General features: G+C 72.5%; 10 protein-coding genes. 8 read left to right on the top strand and 2 right to left on the bottom strand.

Annotated features, from left to right (window positions below; all coding sequences use genetic code 11):
• The first annotated feature begins 239 nt into the window (after positions 1–239).
• A complete protein-coding gene (locus tag FB476_RS05840; RefSeq protein WP_141817950.1) occupies positions 240–782 on the top strand; it encodes a DUF6318 family protein in 543 nt (180 codons plus the stop codon).
• Positions 783–1,135: 353 nt separating this feature from the next.
• Positions 1,136–1,675: a hypothetical protein gene (locus FB476_RS05835; RefSeq protein ID WP_141817949.1), complete on the top strand. Its 540-nt coding sequence runs from the start codon at positions 1,136–1,138 to the stop codon at positions 1,673–1,675.
• A gap of 18 nt (positions 1,676–1,693) precedes the next feature.
• On the opposite strand, the gene FB476_RS05830 is transcribed toward FB476_RS05835, so the two are convergent.
• On the bottom strand, positions 1,694–2,407 hold the full coding sequence (locus tag FB476_RS05830) for a L,D-transpeptidase family protein (protein ID WP_141817948.1): 714 nt from the start codon (positions 2,405–2,407) through the stop codon (positions 1,694–1,696).
• Positions 2,408–2,566: 159 nt separating this feature from the next.
• Here FB476_RS05830 and FB476_RS05825 point away from each other — a divergent pair, with 159 nt between their 5' ends.
• The 3 genes from FB476_RS05825 to FB476_RS05815 all read left to right on the top strand — a co-directional run bounded on the left by FB476_RS05825 (position 2,567) and on the right by FB476_RS05815 (position 5,808).
• Entirely contained in the window at positions 2,567–3,589 is a 1,023-nt protein-coding gene (locus tag FB476_RS05825) for an LLM class flavin-dependent oxidoreductase (protein ID WP_141817947.1), read from the top strand.
• Between the two features lie 64 nt (positions 3,590–3,653).
• Positions 3,654–4,955, top strand: coding sequence for a VOC family protein (locus tag FB476_RS05820; protein WP_141817946.1), 1,302 nt, complete (start codon positions 3,654–3,656; stop codon positions 4,953–4,955).
• Positions 4,956–4,968: 13 nt separating this feature from the next.
• A complete protein-coding gene (locus FB476_RS05815; RefSeq protein WP_238329565.1) occupies positions 4,969–5,808 on the top strand; it encodes a CPBP family intramembrane glutamic endopeptidase in 840 nt (279 codons plus the stop codon).
• A 30-nt stretch (positions 5,809–5,838) separates the two neighbouring features.
• Here FB476_RS05815 and FB476_RS05810 read toward each other — a convergent pair whose 3' ends face one another.
• Positions 5,839–8,043 (bottom strand): RecQ family ATP-dependent DNA helicase, encoded by a 2,205-nt coding sequence (locus FB476_RS05810; RefSeq protein WP_141817945.1) that lies wholly within the window; start codon positions 8,041–8,043, stop codon positions 5,839–5,841.
• 120 nt (positions 8,044–8,163) lie between these two features.
• On the opposite strand from FB476_RS05810, the gene FB476_RS05805 reads away from it, so the two are divergent.
• The 3 genes from FB476_RS05805 to FB476_RS05795 all read left to right on the top strand — a co-directional run bounded on the left by FB476_RS05805 (position 8,164) and on the right by FB476_RS05795 (position 12,234).
• Positions 8,164–8,904, top strand: a complete 741-nt coding sequence (locus tag FB476_RS05805) for an HAD family hydrolase (protein ID WP_141817944.1) — start codon at positions 8,164–8,166, stop codon at positions 8,902–8,904.
• A gap of 69 nt (positions 8,905–8,973) precedes the next feature.
• Positions 8,974–11,574 carry a glycoside hydrolase family 65 protein gene (locus FB476_RS05800; RefSeq protein ID WP_141817943.1) on the top strand — a complete coding sequence of 867 codons (2,601 nt, stop codon included), beginning with the start codon at positions 8,974–8,976 and terminating at the stop codon, positions 11,572–11,574.
• 72 nt (positions 11,575–11,646) lie between these two features.
• The gene (locus FB476_RS05795) at positions 11,647–12,234 is read left to right on the top strand and encodes a hypothetical protein (RefSeq protein WP_141817942.1); all 588 of its coding nucleotides are present in this window, start codon (positions 11,647–11,649) and stop codon (positions 12,232–12,234) included.
• Positions 12,235–12,327: the final 93 nt, after the last annotated feature.

Genomic DNA, 12,327 nt, shown 5'->3' with positions numbered 1-12,327 from the left:
GATCAGGGTGCGTGTCGCGCTGCGACGACGTGATCCGACGTCGTGTCGGAGAAGAACGTGACTGGTGAGTAGATCTCGGGTGGGAGGGACGTGCTGCGGGACGTCGCCGCCCCTGCTGCGCGTGCGAGATCTTACGAAGTCTTTACCTGTGGACAACGGTTTCTTGGTCGGAGGTCATGCAGACTGCAAGGACGCCCGAGCCCGCGAGAGCCGTGGGTTCGATCTGGAGGGGTGCGAGCGTGAACCGATCCGCCATCGCCATGAGTGCTGCCCTCGGACTGGCCGTCCTGGCCGGCTGCGGGAGCTCGACGGAGCCCAGCGCGCCGCCGACGAGCGAGGACGCGCTGACGACCTCGGCGCCTGCCGTCACGAGCGAACCGGAGCCTGCCGAGACGACCGAGGCCCCGACGGCCGATGGCCCGCCCGAAATGACGGACGAGATGAGCGAGCAAACCGAGGCAGGCTCGGAGGCCTTCGTTGCTTACTACTTCGACGCCCTAAACGCCGCTCACATAGAGGAGTTGGACGTTGCCACGTTGCGAGCCATGGCAACAGATGAGTGCAAGACGTGCGCAGCCTTCGCCGATGCTGCTGAGACGGCTCCATTTGGGGAGCCGTATGCGGAGGTCCGCTCGGCAACGGCGATGCTTTTCGGGGAGGACGCGCGTGTGAAGGCGACTTTGGAACAGATGAGCGACGGACAGATGGTGCCCGTCATCGTGACACTCACATGGGGAGACGAGCAGTGGCGGGTAAAGAGCATTCAGGCGGACGAGCAGTAGGTCTCGCACTGGCTCTCAGCCTCTTACCCTCGCAGGGAGCGATGGCAGAGGGAGACCCTACCTGCGATGAGATCGGCGACATTCTGGCCTGCATCAAGGACAACGACGGGGCCGCCGTGGGACTCACTCAGTCCGAAACGCGTGAGTTATCGAATCACTACCCCCCTGGCTCCAGCCCCCAGAGCCCAACCAAGTGGTACGAGTACGTCCCAGTCATTCACTGTCGGCAGAACTCACCTAGCGAGCCGCGCCTCGAGATTTGCCAGTTCGCAGTGCAGTTCTGTGAGGAAATGGTCCCTGGTTCGTCAGGCCCACGTTCCTGGATCTATCGACGCGTCGTCGACGACGGCGGCGTGGTCTCGGACTGGGTCCCATTGGACCCCACCTGCTGGACCGACTCCGTCCCCGCTCGCTCGGGCGAGCCGGCGGAGGAGCTGACCGAGGCGATGATCATCGAGCAGTTCCACCGCACCGACTTCGCGCTCCCCCAGGCCGTGATCCAGCCGCCGGACGGCACGACGCTGGTCAACCTGCCCGTCTACTTCGAGCTCAGCTGGCCCGACGAGGGCTTCGAGCCGTCCGAGATCGACACCACGACGTTGGCCGGGCACGAGGTCCGGATCAGACCGACGCTCGTGGGCGCCACCTACGTCACCGGCGACGGCACGAGCATCGGACCGACGACCAGCCTGGGCGGCGGCTACCCCGACGGCGACGTCACCCACACCTACGGCAGCGTCGCCACGGTCAGCCCCTACATCAGCGTCGAGTACGGCGGCGAGGTCAGCGTCGACGGCGGCGAGTGGCGTCCCATCCCGAGCTCGGCCACCGTCGACGGACCGGCGGTGCCGCTCCAGGTCCTGCAGTCGCGCAACCGTCTCTACGACGGCTGACCCGACGGCGGCTGACGGCTACGCCCCGGTCGCGACCTTGACCGTCGTGCCCTTCTGCATCGTCCTCGTGCTCCACAGCATGTCCATCGCGCGCGTGGACAGCCGGCTGCACCCGTGCGAGGCCGGGTAGGGCGGGATCGACGTGGAGCCGTGGACGGCCCAGCCGCTGTTGTAGTACATCGGCCGCCACATCCTGCCCAGGTCGCCGGTCTGCCAGCCGGCGCTGTAGGTCGAGTAGACCTTCCACGTCCCCGTCGGGGTCGTGGCCCGGTAGCGGACGCCGCGGAGCCAGTAGTACTCCCCGTTGCCGGTGCTGGTGTTGAGCACCAGCGAGGTCTTGCCGTCGCGGACGACGAGGAGGAGCTGCTTGCGCAGGTGCACCTCGATCCGGGTGCCTGCGCCACCGACCGGCTTGGGCAGCGCCCCGTTGGCGAGCGCCGACCGCGTCAGCGGCCCGACGATCGCGTCGCGGACCAGGCCGTTCTGCTTCTGCACCGCCCACACCCCCTGCTGGGTCAGCTCGCCGAAGTCACCGTCGGCCGTCCCGCACCAGTAGCCCTTCGCCGCCAGCGTCTTCTGCAGCGACCGGACGTCCTCGCCCTGGCGCCCGCGGTACAGCTCCCGCTGAGCCGCGAGCGCCATACCCCCGCCGGACGGCACGAGCGCCAGGCCCGCCGCCGCACCGACTCCCCCGCGCAGCAGCGCGCGCCTGCTCAGTCCTGCGTTCCCCATGGTCCTACCCCTTCGTCCCGGGGACCGCCCCCCTGCCGGTCGATCCCCTTACCCGGAAGACGTCTCGGACCAGAGGAACGTTGCGTCGCCGCAGATACCGGTTCGGCAACGGTCGGCGCCGGACGGCATACCCGCGCCCCGACCTGCGTTGCGGGGAACATGCCCCTCACCTCTCGACGTGTCCCCCTGTCCGTCCTCGACCTGGCTCCTCGATCGCGCGGGATGACGCCGCGCCAGGCGCTCGAGGAGTCGACGCGGCTCGCGCAGGAGGTCGACCGGCTCGGCTACGCCCGCTACTGGATGGCCGAGCACCACGGCTCGGAGACCTTCATGTCCTCGGCGACCTCGCTGCTGCTCGGGCACGTGGCGCAGCACACCGAGGGCATCCGGCTGGGCGCGGGCGGGGTCATGCTGCCCAACCACTCCCCGCTCATGGTCGCCGAGTACTACGGCACCCTCGCGACGCTCTACGGCGACCGCTTCGACCTCGGCCTGGGGCGGGCACCGGGCACCGACCCGATGACGGCCGCGGCGCTGGCCCGCGGCAGCGGTCAGCTCAACGACTTCGCCGCCGACGTCCTCGCGCTGCGCGACTACCTCGGCGACCCCCGCCCCGAGGCCCGGGTGCGCGCGCTGCCCGGCGAGGGCACCCACGTGCCGCTGTGGATGCTCGGCTCCTCGACCGGCGGTGCCCAGGTCGCCGCCGCGCTCGGTCTGCCGTTCTCCTTCGCCTCGCACTTCGCGCCCGATCAGCTGCGCGAGGCGCTGCTCGTCTACCGCGACCGCTTCCGCGCCGACGCCGAGACCGCCCAGGTCGCCCGGCCGACGACGATGGCCGGGGTCAACGTCCTCGTCGCCCCGACCCAGGAGGAGGCGGACTTCCTCTTCACCAGCGCCCAGCTCATGGCCGTGCGGATCCGCAGCGGGCAGCCCGCCCCGATCGACCCGCCCGTCGCCGACCTCGCCGAGGTCGTGCCGACCCAGCTGCAGCCGCTGGCCCACGCCCACCAGGCGGTCCGCGCGGTCGGCACCCCCGACGTCGTGGCCGAGCGCCTCGAGGCGTTCGCCGCCGATCACGAGCTCGACGAGCTCGTCGTGACGACCTACACCTACGACCCCGAGCTGCGCCGCCGGTCCTTCCGGCTGCTCGCCGAGGCCTGGGGTATGGCGCCGCGCGCCTGAGCCGAGGACCGGATCCGTCCGCAGACCCCTGGCCCGCGGGCGGTGCCGGTGGCACGCTGGCCGGATGAGCGAGCACGAGGGTCATCTCACCGGTCGGCAGTTCACCGACGCGGCCGGCACCGAGGACTGGCGGGTCCTGGGACGCACGGCGACGGCGTGGTTCACCGCCGGCTCGCACGCCGAGGGGGCGGCGCTGGTGCGCCGGGTCGTCGACCTGGGGCAGGCCTCCGGCCTGACGCTCCCCGACGTCGACCTGCGCAGCGTCGGCGTGCAGGTCCGCCTCGACCGGGGCCCCGAAGGCTTCCCCCCGGGCACCGTCGTGCTCGCCCGGGCGATCTCGGACGCCGCGCGCGAGCTCGGGCTGGCGGCCGACCCGTCGGTCGTGCAGGACGTGCAGCTGACCATCGACGCCAGCGACGCAGCCGCGGTCATGCCGTTCTGGACGGCGGCCCTCGGCTACGTCCCGGACGGTGACGAGGACACGGTCGACCCGTGGCGCCGTTACCCGCCGATCTGGTGGCAGGACATGGACGCGCCCCGGCCGCTGCGCAACCGCGTCCACCTCGACTCCGTCGCCCCCGTCACCGTCACGCGCGCCGCGATGGAGGCGGTGCGCGAGCGCGCCGGCTCGGTCGCCGACCACGGCTACTACGCCACGGTCGCGGACGCCGAGGGCAACGAGGTCGACCTGCTGCCCTTCCCCGACGACGCCGACCGCTGGCCCGACCCCGCGACCGAGGACTGGCGGCTCGTCTTCTCCGCCATGGCCTGCTACCGCGCGCCCGAGCCCGCCGCGGCCGTCACCCTGGCCGAGGCGGCCGCCGCCCTCGCCGACGACGCCGGGCTCGCCCTCTCGATCGACCTGCGTCCCGGCCTCGTCGTCCTCGACAGCGGCAAGGACGTCTGGGAGATGGTCGAGGGCTACGACGTGCTCGCCGCCCGGGTGCAGGAGGCCGCCCGGCGGCTCGGGCTGGAGGCCGACACCACCCTGCCCCGCTTCGTCCAGGTCGGGATCGACGCCGTCGACATCCCTGCGGTGCGCCGCTTCTGGTGCGCGGCGCTCGGCTACGAGGAGGACCCGCGGGAGCAGGTCACCGACATCGTCGACCCTCGGCGGCTGGCCACCGTCGTCTTCTTCCAGGACTGCGACCCCGACGACACCGAGCGGCGGGCGCAGCGCAACCGCGTCCACGTCGACGTCTTCCTGCCGGCCGACCGGGCCGAGGAGCGGCTGCGGGCCGCCCTGGCCGCCGGCGGGCGCGTCGTGCTCGACCGCAGCCCGTTCTGGTGGACGGTCGCCGACCTGGAGGGCAACGAGGTCGACCTGTCGGTGTCGGTCGGCCGCGAGGAGGCCTGGGGCGCCTGACTATCCTCGGCGCGTGCCGACCTCCCCGTCCCCGACGCCGCCCGCGCCAGCCGACGTCGAGGCTCCCGCCCGCTCCCTCAAGCTGCTGCCGGCCGCCGGCGTGGCCCTGTCAGCCTTCCTGCTCTTCGGCCTCATGGTCGGCTGGCTGGGGCACGCCGTGCTGGTCGCCAGCCTCGTCGCCGCGCGCCTCGTCGACCGCGAGCTGTGCAAGGACCTGCTGCTCATCGGCATCGGGATCGGCATCGTGTCGACCACGTCCGTCGAGGCCGACATCAGCTGGCCGATGTTCGTGCGGCTCGGCATCGTGCTCGGCGCCGCCGTCGCCGTGCCGGTCGCGGTCGACCGCCTCGTCTACCGGCGGGCCGCGATCCGCTTCCCCTGGGTGACCGGCCGGCGCTGGACCCGCAGCCAGTGGGGCTACGTCATCTGCGTGCCGCTGCTCGCCTGGCTGATCCTGCCGGTCTACTTCATCCGCTCCGGCGCCTACGCCAACTGGCCGCCGATCACGACCGCGAGCGAGCTCGGCCGCTTCTTCGTCGGCGTCAACGCCGTCGGTCTGTGGGACGAGCTGTTCTTCATCTGCGTCTGCTTCGCGCTGCTGCGGCGCCACTTCCCGGTGTGGCAGGCCAACCTGCTGCAGGCCACGATCTTCGTCTCGTTCCTCTGGGAGCTGGGCTACCGCTCATGGGGGCCCTTGCTGACCATCCCGTTCGCGCTGCTGCAGGGCTGGATCTTCACCCGCACCAAGTCGCTCACGTATGTCGTGCTCGTCCACCTGCTCTTCGACGCGGTGGTCTTCCTGGCGATCGTCCACGCCCACGACCGGAGCATGTTCGCGATCTTCCTCTACTGAGCGGGACGCCCTGCGACGTCGACAGTCCCCTCAGGCCTCGATCGCCAGCACGAGCGGGAGCACCCCGTCGGCCCCCGCCCGCCGCAGCTCGCGGGACGCGACCGTCAGGGTCCAGCGGGAGTCGACGAGGTCGTCGACGAGCAGCACCGGTCCCCCGGCCTGCGCGAGGGCGGACGCCAGCTCCGGTCCGACGCCGATGCGGCCCCAGACGTTGGCGAGCCGGAAGGCGCTGTTGCCGCCGGGCTCACCGACCGGACCGCCGGAGAGGTAGTCGAGGGTGCCGAGGAGCGGCAACCGCCCGATCTCGCTGATCTGCTGGGCGAGCGAGCCGACGACCGCCGGTCGGCGGCGCGACGGCATCGCGACGACGCCGACGGGCCGGGCGGCCCAGTCCCAGCCGGCGAGGACCTGGACCACGGCGCGGACCACCTCGGGCGGCACCGGGCGCCCGGGCTCCATACCCAGATCGGGCTGCTCGGGGTCGACCGGACCGGTCGTGCCCTCGGCGAGGACGGCGCGCAGCCGCTGCCCCCAGCCCAGGTCGGAGAGCCGGGCGAGGGCGCGGCCGGGCTCGGCCAGCTCGTCGACCGGGATCTTGCCCTTGACGTCGACGCCCAGGCGGGCCATGCCGGTGGGCCACTGGGCCCGCGGGTCGATCGGCACGCCGACCTCGGTCAGCTGCTGGCGGGCCGTGCCGAGCGCCGCCTCCGGCACCTCGGTGGGATACCAGGGGCCCGCGCAGGTGTCGCAGCGCCCGCACGGGCTGGCGGTCGGGTCGTCGAGGCACTCCTGCAGGAAGGCCATCCGGCAGCCGGTGGTCTGCTGGTAGGCGACCATGAGCTCGGCCTCGCGGATGCGGGCGTCGGCCACCCGCTGGTAGCGCTCGCGGTCGTAGGTCCAGGGCTGCCCCGTGGCGGTCCACCCGCCCTGGACCTTGGCGACCGCACCGTCGACGTCGAGCACCTTGAGCAACAGCTCGAGCCGGGTGCGGCGCACGTCGACGATGGTCTCGAGGGCTGGCGTCGAAAGCGGCCGCTGCGCTTCGGCGAGCGCGGTCAGCACGGCGTCGGCCTGGTCCTGGCGGGGCATCGAGACGGTCGCGAAGTAGGACCAGATGTCGCGGTCCTCGGACCCGGGCAGGAGGAGCACGTCGGCGCGTTCGGTGGCGCGGCCCGCACGACCGACCTGCTGGTAGTAGGCCACCGGCGAGCTGGGCGCCCCCAGGTGGACGACGAAGCCCAGGTCGGGCTTGTCGAAGCCCATGCCCAGGGCGCTGGTGGCGACGAGCGCCTTGACCTGGTTGTCGCGCAGCGCGCCCTCGAGCCGCTCGCGCTCCTCGGGGTCGGTGCGGCCGGTGTAGGAGGCCACCTCGTGCCCGGCACGCCGCAGCGCCTCCGCGACGTCCTCGGCCGCCGAGACCGTCAGGCAGTAGACGATGCCGCTGCCGGGCAGCTCGCCCAGGTGCGCGACGATCCAGCCCAGGCGCTGCTCGGGCGTGAGGCGCGGCAGCACGCCGAGGCGCAGCGAGGCCCGGGCCAGCGGACCACGGATGGTGCGGACCTGCGCCCCGCCGGTGCCCAGCTGCTCGACGACGTCGTCGACCACGCGCTCGTTGGCGGTCGCGGTGGTGGCGAGCACCGGGGTGCCCGCGGGCAGCCCGTCGAGCAGGGTGCGGATGCGGCGGTAGTCGGGCCGGAAGTCGTGGCCCCAGTCGCTGATGCAGTGGGCCTCGTCGACGACCAGCAGGCCGCAGCGGGCCGCGAGGTCGGGCAGCTGCTCGTCGCGGAAGCGGGGGTTGTTGAGCCGCTCGGGGCTGACGAGCAGGACGTCGACCTCGTCGGCGGCGAGCGCGGCGCGCACCTCGTCCCACTCGGTGGCGTTGGCGGAGTTCATCGTCACGGCGCGCACCCCGGCGCGGGCGGCCGCGGCGATCTGGTCGCGCATGAGCGCCAGCAGCGGCGAGACGATGACCGTCGGGCCCGCGCCGGCGGCCCGGCGCAGCGCGGTCGCGACGAAGTAGACGGCCGACTTGCCCCAGCCGGTGCGCTGCACGACGAGCACGCGTGCCCGGTCCTGGACCAGGGCGACGACGGCCTCGAGCTGGCCGTCGCGGAACTGCGCGTCGGGGCGGCCGACGAGCCGCTGCAGCGCCTCGGAGGCCGCGGTCGCGAGCGCGGGATCGACCTCCGGCTCGGCGACGGCGGTGGTGGTGCCCGGCTGCTGCTGGCTCGACATACCCCGACGGTAACGGCACCCACCCACATCCTCCGCCCCCAGCGCACCCGGGGCCGGTGCCGGCACCCCGGACCCCGGCCCCACCTGCAGGGGCGCCGGGGCTGCACTACGTTGGACCGGGTGGAGTGGGTAGACGTCGACGCCGTCCTGTTCGACCTCGACGGGGTGCTGACCCCGACCGCCGAGGTGCACATGCGGGCCTGGAAGGAGCTGTTCACCTCCGTCCTCGAGAGCCTGCCGGACGACTCCGGGGCCGACCGCTCCCCCTACACCGACCAGGACTACTTCCGGCACGTCGACGGGAGACCCCGCTACGAGGGGGTCGAGGCGTTCCTCCGCTCGCGCGGCATCGACCTGCCGCACGGCACCCCCGACGACCCGCCCGAGGCGCAGACCGTCTGCGGGCTGGGCAACCGCAAGAACGTCGTCTTCAACGAGCTCCTCGACGCCGAGGGCATCGAGGCCTACCCCGGGTCGGTCCGGGTCCTCGACGACCTGGCCGGGCGCGGCACCGAGGTGGCCGTCGTCACCTCCTCGCGCAACGGCCCGCACGTGCTGCGCACCTCCGGCCTCGCCGACCGCTTCGAGGTCGTCGTCGACGGCGGCGTCGCCGCCGAGAAGGGACTCCGGGGCAAGCCCGAGCCCGACACCTATGCGTATGCCGCGGAGCTGCTGGGCGTGCCCGTCGAGCGCTGCGCCGTGGTCGAGGACGCCGAGTCCGGCGTGCGTGCCGGCGCCGCGGGCGGCTTCGGCCTCGTCGTCGGCGTCGACCGCGGGGTCGGCGCCGACGTGCTGCGCGAGGCCGGGGCCGACGTCGTCGTCACCGACCTCGCCGAGCTGCTGGACGGGCAGACCGGCTGAGCGCACCGCATACCCTCGACGAAGCCCCCGATCCGCTCCCCCGCACCCCGGAACCCTCTGGAGGACCCGTTGCACCTCGACGCGAGCCCGTGGCACCGCCCGCCCCAGCCCGTTGACCCGCTGGACCGCACCCGCTTCCCCGTCGACCCGTGGCGGTTCGTGGAGCGGGCCTACGACGTCTCCGACCTCGGACTGACCGAGACGCTGTTCTCGGTGTCCAACGGCTACCTCGGCCTGCGTGGCAACGTCGAGGAGGGCCGGGACACCCACACCCACGGCACCTTCGTCAACGGCTTCCACGAGACGTGGCCGATCCGGCACGCCGAGGAGGCCTACGGCCTGGCGCGCGTCGGTCAGACGATCGTCAACGTCCCCGACCCCAAGACCATCAAGCTCTACGTCGACGACGAGCCGCTGCTGCTGTCCACGGCCGACATCGAGACCTACGAGCGCGCGCTGGACATGCGCCAGGGCATGCTGCGGCGCGACCTCGTCTGGCGCACGAGCTCGGGCAAGCGCGTGCGCATCTCCAGCACCCGCCTCACGAGCGTGGTCGAGCGGCACCTGGCCGTCATGACCCTCGAGGTCGAGATGCTCGACGGCGACGCCTCGCTGGTGATCTCCAGCGGCGTGCTCAACCGGCAGGACGGCTCGGACGAGTACCAGGTGAGCTCGGCGGCGATGGGCGAGGGCGCCGACCCGCGGCGGGCGGAGTCCTTCGAGCACCGGGTGCTGCAGCCCAGGCTGCACGAGCTCCGCGACGACCGGCTGCTGCTGGGCTACCGGTGCGCCAACTCCGGCATGACGATCGCGACCCTGGTGCACCACCAGATCGAGACCGAGGACCCGTGGACCGAGCGGATCACGATCGACGAGGACCAGGGCAAGCACGTCTACGAGGTCGCCGCGACGCGCGGCAACGTCCTGCGCGTGGAGAAGCTCGTCGCGGTCCACACCTCCCGCGGGGTGCCCCCGAGCGAGCTCGCCGACCGGTGCGAGCGCACCCTCGACCGCGCGGTCAGCGCCGGTGTGGACCAGCTGCAGCAGGAGCACGCCGACCTCTGGAGGCGCTTCTGGACCGAGTCCGACGTCGAGGTCGAGGGCCATCCGGAGGTGCAGCAGGCGATCCGGTGGAACCTCTTCCAGCTGGGCCAGGCCACCATCCGGGCGGGCAGCCACGGCATACCTGCCAAGGGATTGACCGGCAGCGGCTACGGCGGTCACTACTTCTGGGACACCGAGTGCTACGTCGTGCCCTTCCTCACCTACACGCACCCGCAGGCGGCCCGCAACGCGCTGCGCTTCCGGCACGGGATGCTCGACGACGCGCGCCGCCGGGCGGCCGAGATGTCGCAGTTCGGCGCGCTCTACCCGTGGCGGACGATCAACGGGCAGGAGGCCTCGGCCTACTTCCAGGCCGGCACGGCGCAGTACCACATCAACGCCGACATCGCCTACGCCCTCATGAAGTACGTGCGGGCGACCGGCGACCGGCAGTTCCTCCTCAACCAGGGCGTCGACATCCTCGTGGAGACCGCGCGGATGTGGGCCGACCTGGGCTTCTGGCACGTCAACGGCGGCGGTGACCGGTCCTTCCACATCCACGGGGTGACCGGGCCGGACGAGTACAACACCGTCGTCAACGACAACTTCTTCACCAACGTCATGGCGCAGCACAACCTGCAGGCCGCGGTGCAGACGGTGCGCGAGCTGCAGGAGACCGACCCCGTCCAGATGCAGCGGGCGACCGTGCGGCTGGGCCTGGACCCGCGCGAGATCGCCGACTGGGAGCGGTGCGCCGCGCGGATGCACATCCCCTACGACGAGGACCTCGGCATCCACCCGCAGGACAGCCAGTTCCTGGACCGCGAGGTGTGGGACCTCAACGCCACGCCCGCCGACCGGCGGCCGCTGCTGCTGCACTACCACCCGCTCGTGATCTACCGCTACCAGGTGCTCAAGCAGGCCGACGTCGTGCTCGCGCTCTACCTGTGCGGCGACCACTTCACCCTCGAGGAGAAGCTCGCCGACTTCGACTACTACGACCCGATCACGACCGGTGACTCCTCGCTGTCGGCCGTCGTGCAGGCGATCGTCGCGGCGGAGGTGGGCCACCACGAGCTGGCGCTGCGCTACTTCTACGCCGGCCTCTTCGTCGACCTCGCCGACCGGCACGGCAACACCGTCGACGGCGTGCACATCGCCTCCACCGGAGGGGTATGGAGTGCCCTGGTGGGCGGCTTCGGCGGCATGCGCGACCACGACGGACGCCTCTCCTTCGACCCGCGTCTGCCCGAGAGCTGGCCGTCGCTGACCTGGCGGATGCGCTGGCAGCTGTCGCGCCTGCGGGTGCGTCTGGAGGCCGAGGCGATCATCTTCGTCGTCGAGGTCGGCGAGCCGGTGACGCTGTCGGTGCGTGGGCAGCAGGTCACGGTCGGCGCGGACGAGGTCCGGGTGCCCCTGGCCGGCCAGGGTCCCCGCCGCATCCACGAGCCGCAGCTGCAGCTCATCGGCGGGACGCCGACGTCCGAGGGTCCGCGGACCTCCGACGCGGTGCCCGGCGGGGCCGTGCCCCACAGCTGGTCGCACGAGCTGGACGACCCGACCAGCCCGATCCCCGTCCGCGGGCCCGGCGCGGGGCCGGCCGGCCAGGTCGACCCGGTCACGTGAGGGGCGGCGCGCCGGGGCCGCAGGTGCCGTTGCGGGTTGGGGCTCCGGGCCGGCGTGTGGTCGGATAGGCCCATGACTGACCCCACGTCGATGCCGTTCCAGGGCGAGGAGCCCGCCGACGGCGACTCGATCTACGAGGGCCGCCGTCCCGAGGCCGCCGCCACCGCCGAGACCCCCGGGGCCGCCGAGCCCGGGGCGGGAGCGGCCGTCCCCGGCGACCTCCTCCCCCCGGCGCAGACCGAGACCGACCTGCTCGCCGCCCGTGTCGAAGGCCCCGAGGACCAGCAGGGCATGACCGAGCTCTGGCGCGCCACCATGGCCCTGCCCCACTGGTGGTTCATCGCCGTCGGCGACGAGGGCACCGAGTCGCCCGCCGCCGCGGAGATCGACGGCCAGCTCATGCTGCTCACCTTCACCAACGCCGAGCGGGCCCGCCACTTCGCCGTGCAGAACGGCATGATCGGCGTCGACGAGGACCTGCGCGCGATCGCGCTGCCCCCGGCGGAGGTCGTGGCCTCCGGGGAGACCTACCGGGTCTCCGGCATCGGCGGGCTGATGTTCGACCCGCACCTGACGGGCTACTTCATCTCTTCCGAGCAGCTCCCGGTCGTCTGGGACGCGATCTCGTCGCAGACCGGCGACCAGGCGCCGCAGGGCTGAGACCGGCGGGGGCTCCCGTCGAGCCTCGCCGTCCCCGACGACAGCAGGAGACCCCGGCCACCGGCCGGGGTCTCCTGCTGTCGTCGTCGGAAC

It is taken from the genome of Ornithinimicrobium humiphilum (assembly GCF_006716885.1).
Taxonomy (GTDB): domain Bacteria; phylum Actinomycetota; class Actinomycetes; order Actinomycetales; family Dermatophilaceae; genus Ornithinicoccus; species Ornithinicoccus humiphilus.
The sequence above is the reverse complement of the archived record's forward strand: the minus strand, read 5'-3'. Positions and strand labels throughout refer to the sequence as shown.